This is a genomic window from Nocardia blacklockiae (assembly GCF_015477355.1).
GTDB classification, from domain to species: Bacteria; Actinomycetota; Actinomycetes; order Mycobacteriales; family Mycobacteriaceae; genus Nocardia; species Nocardia blacklockiae.
Window position 1 is genome coordinate 102,986 of sequence record NZ_JADLRJ010000011.1, and the last position, 17,081, is coordinate 120,066.

A 17,081-nucleotide genomic window follows, 5' to 3' on the forward strand; every position below is an offset into this window, starting at 1 on the left:
GCCGCGGCGGTTTACGTTCCACTACTCAATACTCTCCTGCGGCGGCCGTGCCGCCGCGCCCTGTACCGCTCACGCCAGTTGTTCTTCGGTGCTGGTCGACTTCTCCGCGGCGTCCACGTCGCCGATGCGGTAGCGCGCCGCGGCCTCGGTGACCTTGGCCTTGTCGACCTTGCCCGCGCGGGCGAGGGCCTGCAGCGCCGCGACCGCGATCGACTGGGCATCCACGTTGAACACTCGGCGCGCCGCCGGGCGGGTGTCGGAGAAACCGAAGCCGTCGGTGCCGAGGGTGACGTAGTCGCCGGGGACCCACTTGCGGATCTGGTCCTGCACCGCGCGCAGCCAGTCCGAGGCGGCGACGAACGGACCCTCGGCCCGCGAGAGCGCCTGTGTCACATAGGGAATGCCCGGATCGGTGTTCGGGTCGCGCAGCGCGGCGATCTCCTTGGCGACCGCCTCCTTGCGCAGTTCGCTGAACGAGGTCACCGACCACACGTCGGCCTGCACGCCCCACTCCGCGGCCAGCAGCTCCTGCGCGCGCAGGCCGTCGGGCACGGTCACGCCCGACACCAGGATCTGCGCCCGCACCGCGCCCTCGCCGCCGGCCTTGTACAGGTAGATGCCCTTGAGCAGACCCTCGACGTCGAGGTCGTCCGGCTCGGCCGGCTGCGGGTAGGGCTCGTTGTACATGGTGATGTAGTAGTTGATGTTCTCGCCGCCGAAGGTGTCGTTCGCCATCCGCGGGTGGGTGCCCGGCAGCACGGTCGACTCCGGGGCGGGCGTGCCGCCGCCGTACATCCGGCGCAGGCCGTCGCGCACGATGTGGGCGATCTCGAAGGAGAAGGCCGGATCGTAGGCCACGAAGGCCGGGTTGGTGGACGCCAGCAGCAGCGAGTGACCGTCGTTGTGCTGCAGGCCCTCACCGGTCAGCGTGGTTCGCCCGGCGGTTGCTCCGAGGATGAAACCGCGCGCCAATTGATCTGCGGCAGCCCACAGTCCGTCGCCGGTGCGCTGGAAGCCGAACATCGAGTAGAAGATGTAGAGCGGGATCATCGGCTCGCCGTGGGTGGCGTAGGAGGTGCCCACCGCGGTGTAGGACGCGGTCGAGCCGGCCTCGTTGATGCCCTCGTGCAGAATCTGCCCCACTTGACTCTCTTTGTAGGCAAGCATCAATTCCGCGTCGACCGACGTGTACAACTGCCCGTTGCGGTTGTAGATCTTCAACGAAGGGAACCACGAGTCCATGCCGAAGGTGCGGGCCTCGTCGGGGATGATCGGCACGATCCGCTTGCCGATCTCCTTGTCGCGCAGCAGTTCCTTCATCAGCCGCACGAACGCCATCGTGGTCGCCACGTTCTGCTTGCCCGAACCCTTGCGCACCGAGCGGTACGGCTCGTCGCCGGGCAGTTGCAGAGGCTTTGCCGCAGTACGCCGCTCGGGCAGGAAACCGCCCAGGGCGCGGCGGCGGTCCATCATGTACGCGATGGCCGGATCGTCCTTGCCGGGGTGGTAGTAGGGCGGCAGGTAGGGGTCGGCCTCGAGCTGCTCGTCGCTGATCGGGATGCGCTGTACGTCGCGGAACGCCTTCAGGTCCTCCAGCGTCATCTTCTTCATCTGGTGCGTGGCGTTGCGGGCCTCGAAGTGCTTGCCCAGGCCGTAGCCCTTGATGGTCTTGGCCAGGATGACCGTCGGCTGGCCCTGGTGCGCCAGCGCCGCGGCGTAGGCCGCGTAGATCTTGCGGTAGTCGTGGCCGCCGCGCTTGAGGTTCCAGATCTGCTGGTCCGACAGGCCTTTCACGAGTTCCTTGGTGCGCGGGTCGCGGCCGAAGAAGTGCTCGCGCACGTAGGCGCCGTCGTTGGCCTTGTAGGTCTGGTAGTCGCCGTCGGGGGTGGAGTTCATCAGATTCACCAGGGCGCCGTCGCGGTCGGCGCTCAGCAGCGCGTCCCACTCGCGGCCCCAGATGACCTTGATGACGTTCCAGCCGGCGCCGCGGAAGAACGACTCCAGCTCCTGAATGATCTTGCCGTTGCCGCGCACCGGGCCGTCCAGGCGCTGCAGGTTGCAGTTGATGACGAAGGTCAGGTTGTCCAGCGCCTCGTTGGCCGCCACCTGGATCAGGCCGCGCGACTCCGGCTCGTCCATCTCGCCGTCGCCCAGGAACGCCCAGACGTGCTGATCCGAGGTGTCCTTGATGCCGCGGTCGTGCAGGTAGTGGTTGAACCGGGCCTGGTAGATGGCGTTCATCGGGCCCAAACCCATGGAGACCGTGGGGAATTCCCAGAAGTCCGGCATCAGGCGCGGGTGCGGGTACGACGACAGCCCGCGCCCCGGACCGCCGTGGCTGTACTCCTGGCGGAACCCGTCGAGCTGGTCCTCCGTCAGCCGGCCCTCGAGGAACGCGCGGGCGTAGACGCCGGGGGAGGCGTGGCCCTGGATGAAGATCTGGTCGCCGCCGCCCGGGTGGTCCTTGCCGCGGAAGAAGTGGTTGAACCCGACCTCGTACATCGCCGCCGACGACGCGTAGGTCGAGATGTGGCCGCCCACACCGATTCCCGGCCGCTGCGCGCGGTGCACCATGACCGCGGCGTTCCAGCGGATCCAGGCGCGGTAGCGGCGCTCCACCTCCTCGTCGCCGGGGAACCAGGGCTCGTTCTCGGTGGGAATGGTGTTGACGTAGTCGGTGGAGGTCAGCGCGGGAATGGTGACATGCCGCTCGCCGGCGCGCTCGAGCAGGCGCAGCATCAGGTAGCGCGCCCGGCCCGGGCCCTCGCGGTCGAGCATCTCGTCGAAGGACTCCAGCCATTCGCCGGTCTCCTCCGGATCGATGTCCGGTAGGTACGAGGCCACCCCCTCGCGGATCACGCGCACACGGGCACCGGCCGGTCGCGCGGGCGTCGACTGCGCGTCGGCGGCAGCGCCGTTGGCGGTGGAACTCGACGACTTCGGGTGCATCACGTCTGTCAAAATCAAAGCTCCTCGTACAGGGGTGGACAAGCTGATGGCTCTAACCCCGGATGCCTCGCTGGTCGGCGGGCTATCCGTGCCTCACGGTGGGGCGCATCTCACATCCTTGTCGATGATGCGTCCCAGGTCATCATGTCAGCCGGAAATCCAGTACCGTTCTCCAGGCAACTGCGGGGCACGTGCACCGCCCATCAACACCGCCGAGGTCGAGAAGCGGGGAGGAAGATGAAACTGCTGAACCCACGCGGGTTCGGGTTGGCGTGCGCGACCCTAGCGGTCGGCACCGGACTGGTAGTAGCCGGTTGCTCTAGCTCGGTCCACGGTACCGCCACGGTGAACGAGGCGGACGCCGCGGCGTTTCGGACCGAGATGGCGGCGTCGTCGGCCGCGGCGACCTCCTCGGCCCGGGCGGCCGCGCAGGACAAGGCGGTCACCGAGAACTGCAGCCCGTTCCGCGACCTGTCCGGGGTCGCGGTGACGAAGTACAACGAGTTCGTCGACGCGCACGACGCCAACGCGCCGGACCAGGACGCCAAACGCGACGCCGCGGCGGAGACGCTGGAGAACGCGGCGCGCACCGTCGAGAGCCGCGTGACGGCATCCGGCGACGCGCTACCGGCGGACCTGGCGCAGAAGTTCACCGACTACGTGGTGGCGGCGCGCGGGCTGGCGGAGGAATCGCGCAAGATGACCTACACGGCGCCCGTCGGACCGCTCAACGACGCCAGCAAGCGGGTCAACGACGCGCTGAACACGGTGCGAAATGCGTGCCCGACCCGCTGACCGGCGTACCGGTCCGACCTGGGGCGATGGTGTTTCCTCCGCGACATTTCGGAAGGTATTCGGCCGGATCGGCTTGCGCTGCGGCCGATAACCATGTTCGCTTGCACGTATCTATTGTCGGCAGTTGAGGAGGACACCACCGTGGTCGCCGCGGCGGACGCGCAGAACAACGCTCAGAAGCTTGGCATCTCACACGGAATGGTGGTTCAAGAACTGGGCTGGGACGATGACACCGACGACGGCCTGCGGGCGGACATCGAGGAGGTGCTCGGCTCCGAGATGGTCGACGAGGACACCGACGAGGTGGTCGACGCCGTCGTGCTGTGGTGGCGAGACGGTGACGGCGACCTCGCCGACGAGCTGATGGACGCCATCAGCCCGCTGTCCGACGACGGCGTGATCTGGGTGCTGACACCCAAGACCGGCCAGCCCGGCCACGTCGACCCGAGCGAGATCGCCGAGTCGGCCCCCACCGCGGGCCTGACCTCGACCACGCCGGTGAGCCTGGGGGATTGGACCGGAACCAAACTGATGCAGCCCAAGACGCCCTCGAAGCAGCGCTGACGGCCCGCTCGATTAAGGTTGTGGGGGTGGGGCCGTGCTGCCCGCCTGTGCGCCACGTCGGGCTCGTGGACGCCGCCATCGAACACAGGAGGACTGCGCATGCCGCTCGAAGAGGGCACGGTCGCACCGGATTTCACGCTGAAGGACCAGAACAACCAGGACGTGAGCCTGTCCACCTACCGCGGGCACAAGAACGTCCTCATCGTGTTCTACCCGCTGGCGTTCACCGGTATCTGCCAGGGCGAGCTGTGCAAGGTCCGGGACGAGCTGCCGAAGTTCCAGAACGACAACGCCGAGATCCTCGCGATCTCCGTCGGTCCGCCGCCCACCCACAAGATCTGGGCGGCGGAACAGGGCTACACCTTCCCCCTCCTCTCCGACTTCTGGCCGCACGGCGCCGTCGCCCAGACCTACGGCGTCTTCAACGACAAGTCCGGCTTCGCCAACCGCGGCACCTTCGTAGTCGACAAGGACGGCATCATCCGCTTCGCCGAAATGAACGGCCCCGGCGAGCCCCGTGACCAGGCAGCTTGGGAGAAAGCACTCGCTGCGTTAGATTCGTAACCCGCTGCACTTGCTTCCCGGCAATCCCAGCACCTCCGTCCCGCACTTCCCGGCGGGCGCGGACTCGGGCGTATAGCTCAGTGGTAGAGCACTGGTTTTACACACCAGCGGTCGGGGGTTCGAACCCCTCTGCGCCCACTCGATCAGTCCAGGCCAGAGGCCTTTTGCGCTTACGCTCACGACGTTCGGGGCCGCAATTGGTGCCAGTGTGCCGCCAGTGTGCCAAGCCGTCGCGGGCGTTTCTCATGTCATCGGAAGAGCGCGGCGCCGGCTGCCTGGAGATCTTCGGGCTGTGCGTCGCTGTAGATGGACAACGACACGGCCGGGTCATGGCCGTGCCAGGCCGCGACGATGTGTGGCGGGATGCCGAGAGCGAGCATGAGGCTCACGCTCGTGTTGCGGAGTCCGGACCTTGCTCGGTGCGCTGGAGTCGGTCGATCTGGACGGAAGCTCACCAGGACGGCAGTTCCTGCGCGACGATCGAACCGGGCGGAAATGGCGGACGATGCCGCAAATGTGCGGCCAAGCTCGAATCGAGTTCTTGCACAACGGCTTCGGCGCCGTTCTGGGAGATAGCGATCGCGGTGCCGAGGAATGCTTCGAATGCTGGTACGAGGTTGTAAAGGACAAGTCCGGAGACCTTTTGGCGGTTCGAGACGTGTAGCAGCACGGCGTCCCCGGCTGGGCTGGTGTCGATACCGAGGAGCTTGCTGAAATGCCATTCGCGGGTCTTCTGGAATCCCTTGAAGATGACGCGAGAGGTGGTGATCACGGCCTGGCCGCTGTCGATCGGTGTTTGTAGTTCGGGGCCCGGGATGTAGCGTCCGCGGGAACCGCCGACGTGGTACCGGACACCCCTGGCGATGCGGACACTGACTCCGGAGTATCCACGAGTGTAGGTACCAGGATGTCGGCGAGGCTCGATCAGGGCAACGGATTCGACGGCCCACAGCGCCGTTTCTCCCTTTTTCAGCAGGACACCGTATTCGGCGCCCCCGGTGTGCCGGGTGGCATACTCGGCGGCTTGCAGCAACGCCGACAACTCGTCGTGCTCGAACTGCCACCGAGCCATCTGTGCGGCATGCTGCTGCGCGGCTTGGGCTTGTGTCCGCTGTCGCTGTTGTTCGAGGCGTGCAGATTCACGCTCGCGTTGCCGTTGGGCTTTGCGAGCGGTACGACGCTCACGCCAGGTTGACCTCGCCCAGGAGGGCTCTTCCAGGTCGGCCTGTCCGGTCATGGCCGTTCCGGTGCGATCGGTTCGGCCATGGGCTCCCCTTCTCATCGCCGCGCAACCTCGTCGATCTCTACGGTACTGCAGACCGGGGGAGGAAGCTGACAATCTGCGCATCGCGCAATCGCACACTCGATCTGATCGAGGCTCAGTTGCGCGGCCTTCTCCACGAGGAGCTTGCCGCCGATATTCCGCCCGATTGGGCGACACGGTCGGAAGGCGCCTATCAAGATGATCCGCTGGAAGCCGAACTACGCGATCGGATGGCCCGGGCTGTCTTCGCCATCAGTCCATTCCGTGAGGTCAAGTCGGGCCTGCTGAGGGTGGCCAAGGACCGGCTGCCCTACAGCCGGTTGGGCACGGTCCACACCACCCAAGGCAAAGAAGCCGACATTGTCGTCCTCGTCCTAGGGACGCAGGATTCCCAGAACGGATCCCGCGACTGGGCATCCACATGCCCGAAGCTGCTCAATGTCGCGGTCAGCCGTGCCCGACGACGCCTTATTGTGATCGGCAACTTCGAGGCGTGGTCGAAGCGCCGGTTCTTCTCAGATCTGGCCGGGCATCCCGACTTTGGACCCACCGAGCCGCCGGTGGGCTGGATCGCGCTCGAGTGAGCAATTGGCCGAGATCTGCGCGGTGGAGACCTGAGGTGGTAACACGGAGTAGGCACACAACATCACGGCGTGATGCGGAGAAGTATTCGCTCCTCGAGTGCTTCCTGCGCGCCATTCAGATCCGCCAGGCGCGCGGCGACTGTGGCCGCGGCGAGGTGATCCGGCAGCAAGGCGGCGAACTTCAGTCCGTTGACGGCACGAGGATCCACTTTGGGAAGCACCAGGCTGGTGCCGGTGACGGTTGCACGCCACATCTCCGGCGTCAGATCAGAGCGGAGTCGGATAGCGAGATCCGTTGGTCGCTGGTCAGGTTCGCTGATCGGAGCAAGGGTGTGTGCCAAGGTTGCGTTGGCTCGATAGCCGGCCCATGTCCACCAGCGGACGTTCCTTTCACCACGGTCGATGACTGTTGCGTCCGTTGTTACCGTGCCAGCACGTTTGTGGCGTTGACTGGCGAGGGCGGTAACCGCTCGGCGAGTCAGCGACACCGGTGGGTCTGCCCCGAGAACAACTTCACGCATGGCGCGTGTCAGGGCGTAGGACAGGCCTCGCAGACCCGAAGACGCCCATTTAGCAACGCCAACTCCACTGGCTGGTTCGACAAAGAGGCGGCGGCGTTTCCAGTCGACGTAGGTGATGCGCCAGCTGCGCCCGGCCAGTAGTAGCACACGTGGCCCTGGGCGATCCTCGGTTAGGAGTGACGCGTCGGTTTGGCCGATCTCGTGTCGGCCGACGAGCACAGTGAACTGCGGCGGAGCAGTAAATGCAGCGGTGAGCTCGAGGAAATTCCTTCGCCCGAAGCGCTTTTCGGCTTCTGGGCCGATGAAGAGCAATCCTTGGTCGTCCTCGAGGAAGCCGACGTTCCGCAGATGTCGCAGGATGGGCTCCCCGGAACGGTCGAATGGAGACAGGCCGTTCCATTCCTGTGCCCAGATTCTGTCGCCGATGGTCCCCTGTTGCAGGGCCACGGCGAGGATCTGCTGAGCGACCAGATGCCGAGGTTCCGGTGGGGCAGCGACCGGTTCCACCCAGCCTCGTCCCCAAAGCAGCAGCAGCCCGGCGGCTTGTAGTAGGAAATCGTCACTGGTGGTGAGGAATAGACAGTTGCGTGTGCTGCCGGATCGTCGGCCGGTGCGGCCGATGCGCTGCAGGAAGGATGCGACGGTGCCGGGAGAGTCGATCTGGATAACCCGATCCAGGTCACCGACGTCGATGCCCAATTCGAGGGTGGAGGTAGCGACGATGACCGTATCGCGAGCCTCGGCAAATGCTTGTTCGGCGCGGCGGCGTTCGTCAGCGGACAATGACGCGTGCGAAAGGAAGACCGTGGTTCCCCGGGCTCGCAGCGCCGCTCCGAGCTCCTCGACCTGGCTGCGCGAATCGCAGAACACGAGCCGCTTTTCACCGCGATGCAAGGTAGCGATCACCTTGGCGGCATTGTCGAGCGAGCCGACATAGTCCAGTTCGACCTCGACCGATGGTGGGCCCGGTGAAACATGTTGTGATGCTACGGTTTTCGCTGTGTTCAGATCCGGCGCGACGATCCGGCCCGGGCGGATCCCGGCCCCCGAGCCCTGCAGCCAGGCCAGCAACTCGTCCGGATTGCCGACGGTCGCCGAGAGTCCGACACGCTGGATCGGTTGTCCGGTCACTCGCTGCAGGCGTTCCAGTACCGCCAGCAGGTGCCAGCCGCGATCGTCACCGGCGAACGCGTGCACCTCGTCGACGACCACCACGCGGACACCGCCGAGCAGAGCGCGGTGATCGGTCTTGACTCCGATCAGCATGGCCTCCAGCGCTTCCGGTGTGGTGAGCAGAATGTCGGGGGGTTCGCGACGGATGCTATTGCGCTGTGATTCGCTGATATCGCCGTGCCACAGTGCGGCGCGGCGACCGAGCCATCGGGCGTAGCCATCGATCCGGGTGACGAGGCTGTTCAGCAGTGCCTTGAGCGGACACAGATACAGCACCGAAACCCCGTGCCAGTCCTGTTGTGCCATGGAGGTGAGCAGTGGGAAGCAGGCCGCCTCGGTTTTGCCACCGGCGGTCGGGGCGAGCAGTACGGCATCGTTGCCCGCGAGCAGCGGATCGATCGCTGCGTTCTGCAACGGACGCAGATCACGCCAGCCCAGCGTATTGACAATGTGATGGAGTACGACAGAGTCGAGCCGATCGATCGGATCGGTTCCGTCACTACGCTCGATCACAGTTCCAGATCGATCTCATCGGCGCTGGTGAGGTTTCGCTCGGCGGCGGTCAGCTCGGTCTGGGTCACCGTCAGCCGATAGTGCTGCCGTGGATCGAAATCGGGGTACTGATCGACACGGTCGAGGACATCGCCGACCAATTTCTTCAGGAACAACCGCGGCGCCACACCGACCTTGCCGCCCAGCGCGCCGCCCACCGCCTTCGCGAGGTCACCGACGTACGAATCGTCGGCGACCGCTCGAATCCGGTCACCGTCATCGGAGTCGTCCGCGTACAGGTCGCGGATGGTAATCCCCAATCGGATCAAGGACTCGAGCGTGAAGCCCGGCAGTCGGAGCTGCACCGCGCGTGGGTTGTCGAAGCGGGGATCGGTGGTGAAGTCGGTGGCCAGCCGCTGCGCCAACGGCGCCAGCCGCTGGACGCCCTGCTGGCCGTCGTAGAAGGCGGGCGTCCCGGTGATCAGGAGATAGAGACCGGGGAAACGCCCCGAGTGCACCTCGTCGATGAGCTGGCGCAGCGCGTTGAGGGCCTTGTCGCGGGCATCCGACCGCACCCGCTGCAGCGTTTCGACCTCGTCCAGAACCACCAGCAGCCCACGGTGCCCGCTGTCGCGGAGCACGACCAGGAGCCCCTGCAGGAAGCCGAGCGCACCGAAATGGTCCAGGTCGCCGCGGATCCCCGCGGCCCGCCGCGCCGCGGCGGCGACGTTCGGTTGCCCGCCCAGCCACGCCAGTACGGCAGCGGCGGTCGATTCGTCGCCGTCCAGAGTGGCCTTGCGATAGCCGCGCAGTGCGGCCGCGAAAGATGGTGCGTGCCTGGACACTTCGGAAAGGCGCGCCGTCATGAGCTGCTCCACCGCGGTCGGCAGCCCGGTGTCGGAGGCACCGTCCGCAAGCGCATCCTCCTCGAGGGTGTAGAACCAGGCGTCCACCACCTGGCGGAGGGCACTGGGTGGGAAGCTGGCGGTGGTGAGCCGTTCGGTCAGCCGCCGGTACACCGTCTCCAGCTTGTGTAGCGGAGTTTCGGTTTCGGAGATCTGGATCTCGGAGACGGCGAAGTTTCGACGCTTCGCGCTTTCGGCCAGCCACCGCGCGAAGAACGTCTTGCCGGAGCCGTACTCGCCGCGCACTGCCTTGAACACCGATCCGCCGGAAACCACGGTGTCGAGTTCGGCGTCGACCGTCGTGTCGAAGCGGTCCAGCCCGGTGGCGAGCAAGTCGAGCCCTGCCTCGGGTACGGCGCCGCGACGCAGTGCGTCGATCACCAGGCGCCGCCGGACCGTGCTCACGGGCAGGGGCTGCACGTTACTCACATGCCAAGTGTCGCATGCCATCTGCACACACGAAGCCCTCATGCGACGCACCGAGTCCCGAATCCCGGTTCCCTGAAATCGGCCCTCCGGATCATAATCCGAACTGCGCGCGCAAACGTGCAGCGTCCAGTTTCAGCGTGCGGCCGTCGCCCAGGGTCTCCAGCACGATGATGCCGTCGAAATTGAGCAGCTGACCGAGGATGGCGGCGAAGCCGCTGGCCCGGATAGACGGATAACCTACCCGCTGTGCCAGTGCGGTGATGGGCAGCGGGCCCTGGAGCAGGGCCCGGATGGCTTTGTCGACCGTAACCGATTGCGGCGGCCGGGCGAGCAGTGCGCGCTGGCCCGCGAACGCATCCGACTCGAGCAGCCGGGTGACCAGGTCGTCCTCGGCACTGTCCGATGTGAACGGCGACGTGGCAGTGGGAGTTTCGGGCAGATCGAACATCGGCTCGATACCTTGCAGCCGTTCTTTTGCCACGTGATCGATTGCGCGGCGTCGTGCGGGCGCCGCCCGGTGTGCTTGCACTGCCGCAGGTGCCGGGCGATCCGAGGACCACCAATACGGGGACTGCGGACCGAGCTGTCGCCAGATCGGTTGCCGGGAGACCGTGGGCGGTTCGACGCCGAACGGCAGGAAGGCCAGGATCGGAATGGTGACCTCGGCGAGCGAGGCGCCGCCGTGGTAGCCCGCCTTGCGCGTCGTGTAGCGGGAATCGTTGTCCCACAACGCGACGATGGCCGAGTCGGGCTCGTCCGGTCGTGGCCACAGGACGCGGGGACCGGACAGCGCGATTTCGGTGTCGGCCAGCGGACGCGACGTATCCGGATAGCGGTGCCGGGCCGATTGCCATTCGTCCACTTCGACCTTCACGCTGTGCCGGTCGATGACATGCCCGTGGTCACTGGTGATCAGGACCGCCATGCCCTGATCGGCGCCGGCCCGCAACAGGGCGTGCAGATCACCGATCTCGCGTACTTCCCAGTCCGGGTCACCGAGTTTCAGGTTCTTGTCGAGCGCGTTGTCGATGGTGTTCAGGACGACCGCGATGTGCTGATCCGGGTCGAGCAGGGCAGCGGTGAGATCGTCGCCGTACGGCTGCCCACTCTCGCCGCGCAGGTCATCCAGGTGAAAGACGGCGGCTGTCTTCTTCGCACCCCAGAACCGATGCCGGGCGAATTCGCGTTTCTCGTCATTCTGATCGCCTCGCATCAATTTTCCGGCGAACAGGGAGGTTCGGGACAGGGCCGTAAGGCTGGGCAGTGCGGCGGCCATCGCGCGGCGACGGGGCTCACCCCCGTCCGGACAGGGGTCGTATTCGTTCCATCCGCTCAGCAATTGGTCGGCCAATTCCGTGGCGATCGCCGTACTCATTCCGTCCAGCACGAGCAGCAGTACGCGGCGGTGCGCGGCAATGGGAGCGACCACCCTCGTGAGAAAGGATTCGACGGTGAGCATCCGGCCCGGGTCGGTGCCCGAAGCAGTCCATGTCGCCAGGCTTTTCGCGAATTCACGATCCAGGTCACGCCGGCGCCGCCGGACATTGTTCGCCAGGGTGCGATAGGGGGTCTTCAAAGCCGGATCGGTGTCGCCGCCGGCCTCCAGATAGTCCAGAGCCCTGTCCACCCAGCCGGTTTCACGCATATGCCGATCGAGCGCATCCGAAACCGTATCCACGGTGATATCTGGATCGTCGGCGAGCCAGCGGGCCAGTCGCTGTGCCATCTCGATCCGGCCGATGCGCACCGCGAGTTCGGGGTCACCGGCGAGACGGTGCTCGAACAGCTTTTCGGTCGCGTGGGCTACGGCTGCGGAATCGTTGCGCCCCAGGGCGTTTCCGACGGCAGCGAAACAGGCATCGAGTCCGGCTCGAAGGACCGGGCTGGTCCGGGCCGCGGCATCCGCGCCCAATTCGTGCACCAGCTCGCCTGCGCGTCGCAGGATCGGGTCGACGATCTGACGGGCCGCACGGGCGGATTCGGACCACGGGGTGTCACCCGCACGCTCGGGCAGCTGGGAGCCGGCGGCGCGGGCGCGAGGATCGTAGGCGCGGGCCAGCTGAACATCGAAGTATTCGAGGCAGGCGCGGCCGAACGTTGTCATGCGCCGATCGAGCTCGTCCGCGCTGATTGCCGGGCGGTCACCCAAGCGGCGTTCCGCGCGTCCACGGGCCTGATAGGTGGCGCCGTCGGGATCGGGATGCAGCCATAAGGCCGCGGCCACCAGACCGAAGGCCACCGCATCGCCACCATGGCCCGCGCGGATCAGATCGATCAGGACGGAGCCTGCGGCGCCGGCCTGCTCGGCATCGGTAAGGAATGTCGTCAGCCCGTCACGTTCCGCATCGCGAAGATCCAGCAGCAATTCGGGAGCGCCCGGAGTACGTGACCAGTGCAGCAATGTGGCCGGGTCGATCCGGTCGGTGTCCGAAGACGGCAGGCGCAGCCGCCGGGAGGCCAGGGCGAACAGTGCTTCTCCCCTGGAGAGCACGCCCGGCACACGGGGCCAGCCGTTGGGGCCGGCGGCGTCCAGCAATGCCTCGGCGGCCCATGGTTCGCGCTTTATCCATTCGTCGATTCCGATGGACCCGAACGCATTCCGGACGATTTCCCAGCGATCTACCAGGTTGATTCGTTTCCGGTGGGTGCGGGCCAGGATGGCCGGGTCGAGCTCTTCGTGCTCGCGGTCGGTAAGCACGACAAGCACTTTCGGGGCATCGTCCGTCCCGAGGTGACGCAGCACGAGTTCGTGTACCGCCAAGGCGGAAGGTGCCGGCGCTACCCGCGCGCGACGCTCTCCGATCGCGAGCTCGGCGGGACCCGCCCAGGCGGGTTCGGCCCGCAACAGTACGACGGTTCGTTCGCCGCGGTCCTCCAGCGCGTCGACGAGGCCGTGGGCGGCCGAAAGGTATTGGGCGACATCCGCAGTTTTCAGCCGGGGGAGCGTCGTCACGGTGTCCGTGGCTGGGGCACTCACTCGATCACCTGCCAGCTCACCATGATTCGGGCACCGGGTTCGCGCCGCGCGAGGTCCGCCACCTGGTGCTGCAGCTCATCGATGGCATCCCGGAGGTTGACGGCGGGGCAGCTACGGGATCCGGAACGCGCGGGAGTCCCGGGCGTCGGATCCGGTTGAACCGGAGGGTTATTCGACTCATCGCTCAGATCGACATGTTCCGAGCGCTGCCACGTCTGCGGCGGTGGCTCTGGGGCCGGCTCCTCCGTGTCGAGCGCGGTGGTGATCGCGTCAGCGGTATCGGTGAGCTTGGCGACCAGGTCGTCGCTGAACTGGTTGGCGCGCGCGGTTTTTCGCAGCGACTCCAGCAGCCGCTCCCCGGGGTCACCCAATCGCCTGTACAGCCGTAGTGTTCCCCAGGGAGCTGTGTCGAGGGAATCGGCGACGGCGCGTGCCTGTTTGAGTGAGGCTCCGAGGTGCTGCGGTGTCGCCTCACCGAGATCGAATCCGGCGAAGGCCTCCACGGTCTTCTTGGCGGTGGCGGAACCGCTTTCGCTCGTGGCCGACACCGCCGCCAGCAATGCAGTGGCCCGGTGCGCTAGCGCCAGACGATCGGAGCCGTCCAGGTCCAGGAAAGTGGTGTGGCTCTCCAGCTGCCGTACCAGCGCGGCGGCGGGTTCGGCGAAGTCGCGCGCGAATGCGGTGACCTGGCGTGCCAGCTGCTGCACCATCGGGCCGCGCAGTAGTACCGGTGGCTTGTTGCCGGTGATCTCCTCGAGGCGCTGCCGTGCTGTTTCCCAGACGGGTTCGCTCGGTAGCGGCTGTTTACCCAGTGCGTCACCGGGTTTGAGCTGATTCGGCTCGGGAAGCGTGTCCTGCGCAACGCCGGCACGCATCCACACCCGATCGTCCATCGCCGCGAAGGCGGCGATCACCAGAGTCTTCAAGAACTCGTCCAGACCGCGCGGCGGCCGGTCGGTCCATTCGGCCAGCGTCTTGATCGGCAGGTCGCCGGTCACGCCGTCGGTGGCCGCGAAACGCCGGAAGTCGTCGGCCCAGCGGCGCGACAGCTCGAAATACGCCTCCTTTTGTTCGCCCAGTCCGAGTGGGACCGCGATGCGCTGCATTATCTTGCGGTCCTTGGCCGGTATCTCCACGCGGCCGTCCCTGGTTTCCGCGGCCGAACGCACGTGAGCGAAGATGGTTTTCGCGTCCGCGGCGCGCACCGGGGTACCGATATCGTCGGAGAAATCCGGGTGCGCGGGGTACTGGTGAGCCAGCATGATGCCCGCGAGGTGACGGATGCCGTCGTGCATCGTCGAACCGAACGGAAGGCGCAGATCGGCGATTTCGGGCAGCGGCTGTAGATGATCGTCGAAGACATTCTGTACGTCGGTCTCGGTCTTGGCGTCGAGCCCGTACGCCTTCTTGAACGCCGCTCGCATCTGATTCATCAGCGTGTCGCGTTGGGTGGTCAGCAGATTCCAAGCGGTGGAGCGATTGTCGGCGTTGAGATGGCCGGCGTACTGGGAATCGAACCGGGCCCGGTCGGCTACGGCCTTATCGATGACGACCAGTTTCTGAAATCCGTCCCAGCGGGCCTTGGACAGAAAGTCCGGCAACCACGCGACGGTCTTGGTGGGATGGTCCTGCTGTTTGGCGCGTAGCTCACGGACGCGGGTGGCGTCCTCCCGGGCGGTGTGTTCATCTTCGTCGAACGGCAGATCGATCACCAGTCGCCACAGGCTGTTGTCATAGGGCTGCAGCTGGTTGTCGGGCAGCTCGTCTTCGTCACGGACATTCCCGAATACCACTTCGACGGTCCGGTTCGAGCCGCGCCAGACGAACTGCAGCGGATGAGAACCGGACACATCGGAATCGGGACCGATGCCAAATTCCCCGATCAGCAACCGTTTCGCCAGGGCGGCCCGATTCGCTCGGGTGTTGTTGACGCTCGCGTTGGCGAGCACCATGTCGACGTTGACGCCGGTAAGTTCCAGGTGCACGCCGGGATTGGCGTCGGGCTCACTGTATTTGATCTCGGCGAACTGGGCCGCCCACTCACGAATCTTGTTCGCGATGACGCCGACCTCCGCGCCCGGTATCGGGGTGGCGATGGATCCGTGGTTGAGCGCCCCCAGGCTGCGCGCGTTCAGATCGTGCAGCGCGGGTGCGCTAGGCGCGAGCGCGGACAGCAACAGCGTGCACAGCAGCTGGTTGTCGGTGGTGAACTGCTTGCAGCCGTTGACTACCTTTGTGTCGGTGATCTCGACGGGCCGGTGCAGGTAGGTGTCGATGTCGTCCTCGGTGACCTCGTACAGCCGTCGCAGGTAGGGGCGAAGATCGTTGCGATACAACCGGTCCGCGGCCTCGAACATGATGCGCTTGTCCGCGACGAAGGGCCGGTCGCCACCGGCGGTCAGCACCTCGTACAGATCGCCCAGCGGGACCAGCTGCCCGAGGAACAAGTTGTCTCGGCGCTGCGCCAGCAACTCGCCCATGAGCTTGAGGCCGGTGCGGTTGCGCTGCAGGTCGGTGGACATGTGCACCAGCGTCGACAGGAACGACGGTGAGAACGGATAGGCGAGCTTAAAGGAAGCCTCGTCCGCGCCGGTGGACTGGTCGGAGCCGAGCAGGGCGTCCCACACCTGCGGGCCGACCCTTTTGGTGGCCGCGAACGCGGCGTCGATCTGGGCCTCGGCGTCCTTGTTCAGCGGCTTGAGCAGTCGCTCGTGTGCGATCTCCGGAAGATTGCGGTCCTCGAGTTCGATCACGTCGAACCGGCCGGAGGCGAGCTCGAGATTGTCGTGGATGGCGGCCGCGTACGCGCCGGACGCCTCGCCGCCCAGGAGTTCTCGCGGATCGCGCTGCCGGGCGATGAACGACACGATCGGAATGGCGCGGCGGGTATCACCGCCCTCCCGAAAGTTGGTCATCTTCCCTGTCTCGCGGGCCACGAACTTGTGGTCGTGCATCTGGGTGTGCAGCCACAGCACCAGCTCGTCCAGGAACAGGATGAGCCCGTCGTAATGGAGTTCTTTCGCGTGCCGCGCGATCTCCGACAGGCCGGCGTCCAGCGAGATAAAACCGTGCTCGTCTTCGGCGGCATCGCGTGTGAACCCGGTGATGAGGGTCGCGCTGGCGTCGCCGACCAGCTTGGCGCGCAACTCCTGTGGGGTTTTGGGCTCCACCAGGTCGAGTGCGGCACCCGGATCGTGCGCTTCGGGAGCGACCATGGCGGTATCCAGCTTGGCCGTCGTCCAGAATTCGGTGTCTCCCCACTCGTCGTCCTGGTCGTCGGCGTAGAGGGAATTGAGCGCGGTGAGCACCGCGTCGTCGCCCATCGTCGTGCGCAGGTTGGCAAGGCTCTCGAACAACGCGTCGGTGCGATATACCTGCGGCAGCCGGGCCTCGGGATGCAGCGCGCGTACATGTTCCACATATCCGCCCAGCACCCGCTGCTCCAGGGATTTCGCGCCCAGCATGTGGTAAGGCACCAGCAGGAATTTGCGACCGTCGGCTTGCAGCCACTCATGTTTGGCCAGTACCGGCGCGAACTCGGTGCGGCTTCGAGCCTCCTGGTTGTTCGACAGCAGTGCATACAGCACCGCCATGAAATGCGACTTACCCGAACCGAACGACCCGTGCAGGTAGGCCGGTTTGGAGGTGTGTCCGTCGAGTGCGGACTTGATCAGCGTGAGCGCCTGGTCGTAGTCGGCCAGTAGCTGCTCGGTGAGCACATACTCGCGCACCGCTTGTGCCGCGGCATCCGGATCGGATACCGACTCGACCAGGGCGAGCACGTAGTCCGAGGTGGAAATGTGGTCCTTGATGTGAATCAGGTCTCGCAGCAACGGTTTCGGCGTGCCGGGTTTGGGTGCCACT

10 protein-coding genes and 1 tRNA gene are annotated in these 17,081 nt (G+C 66.0%); 5 read left to right on the top strand and 6 right to left on the bottom strand.

What is annotated here, in order from left to right; genetic code table 11:
- Positions 1-69: 69 nt before the first annotated feature.
- Positions 70-2,961, bottom strand: a complete 2,892-nt coding sequence (aceE, locus tag IU476_RS27825; protein WP_195105025.1) for a pyruvate dehydrogenase (acetyl-transferring), homodimeric type — start codon at positions 2,959-2,961, stop codon at positions 70-72.
- A 333-nt stretch (positions 2,962-3,294) separates the two neighbouring features.
- Between aceE and IU476_RS27830 the strand changes: the two genes are divergently transcribed.
- From IU476_RS27830 to IU476_RS27845, 4 genes are all read left to right on the top strand, one after another.
- A complete protein-coding gene (locus IU476_RS27830) occupies positions 3,295-3,744 on the top strand; it encodes an Rv2240c family protein (protein WP_324194362.1) in 450 nt (149 codons plus the stop codon).
- Positions 3,745-3,885: 141 nt separating this feature from the next.
- Positions 3,886-4,308, top strand: a complete 423-nt coding sequence (locus IU476_RS27835; RefSeq protein ID WP_195105030.1) for a DUF3052 domain-containing protein — start codon at positions 3,886-3,888, stop codon at positions 4,306-4,308.
- 99 nt (positions 4,309-4,407) lie between these two features.
- Complete coding sequence (locus tag IU476_RS27840; RefSeq protein ID WP_195105031.1) at positions 4,408-4,872, top strand: peroxiredoxin; 465 nt, start codon at positions 4,408-4,410, stop codon at positions 4,870-4,872.
- Positions 4,873-4,938: 66 nt separating this feature from the next.
- A tRNA-Val gene (locus IU476_RS27845) sits at positions 4,939-5,010 on the top strand.
- 313 nt (positions 5,011-5,323) lie between these two features.
- On the opposite strand, the gene IU476_RS27850 is transcribed toward IU476_RS27845, so the two are convergent.
- A complete protein-coding gene (locus IU476_RS27850; protein WP_195105033.1) occupies positions 5,324-6,109 on the bottom strand; it encodes a hypothetical protein in 786 nt (261 codons plus the stop codon).
- 146 nt (positions 6,110-6,255) lie between these two features.
- Between IU476_RS27850 and IU476_RS27855 the strand changes: the two genes are divergently transcribed.
- The gene (locus tag IU476_RS27855; RefSeq protein WP_228824434.1) at positions 6,256-6,720 is read left to right on the top strand and encodes an AAA domain-containing protein; all 465 of its coding nucleotides are present in this window, start codon (positions 6,256-6,258) and stop codon (positions 6,718-6,720) included.
- A gap of 62 nt (positions 6,721-6,782) precedes the next feature.
- Here IU476_RS27855 and IU476_RS27860 read toward each other — a convergent pair whose 3' ends face one another.
- The 4 genes from IU476_RS27860 to pglY form a co-directional block, all read right to left on the bottom strand.
- Positions 6,783-8,927, bottom strand: coding sequence for a DEAD/DEAH box helicase (locus IU476_RS27860; RefSeq protein ID WP_195105036.1), 2,145 nt, complete (start codon positions 8,925-8,927; stop codon positions 6,783-6,785).
- Positions 8,924-10,240 carry a BREX system ATP-binding protein BrxD gene (gene brxD, locus IU476_RS27865; RefSeq protein ID WP_438944078.1) on the bottom strand — a complete coding sequence of 439 codons (1,317 nt, stop codon included), beginning with the start codon at positions 10,238-10,240 and terminating at the stop codon, positions 8,924-8,926. Before brxD ends, IU476_RS27860 begins: the two co-directional genes overlap by 4 nt.
- Before the next feature lie 91 nt (positions 10,241-10,331).
- Positions 10,332-13,217, bottom strand: coding sequence for a BREX-2 system phosphatase PglZ (pglZ, locus tag IU476_RS27870; protein WP_195105041.1), 2,886 nt, complete (start codon positions 13,215-13,217; stop codon positions 10,332-10,334).
- Positions 13,214-17,080 (bottom strand): BREX-2 system ATPase PglY, encoded by a 3,867-nt coding sequence (gene pglY / locus IU476_RS27875; RefSeq protein ID WP_195105043.1) that lies wholly within the window; start codon positions 17,078-17,080, stop codon positions 13,214-13,216. Before pglY ends, pglZ begins: the two co-directional genes overlap by 4 nt.
- Position 17,081: the final 1 nt, after the last annotated feature.

Excerpts from the sequence above, each read along its gene's own strand:
- IU476_RS27840 (WP_195105031.1), top strand. The coding sequence starts at position 4,408 with ATGCCGCTCGAAGAGGGCACGGTCGCACCGGATTTCACGCTGAAGGAC.
- IU476_RS27850 (WP_195105033.1), bottom strand. The coding sequence starts at position 6,109 with ATGACCGGACAGGCCGACCTGGAAGAGCCCTCCTGGGCGAGGTCAACC.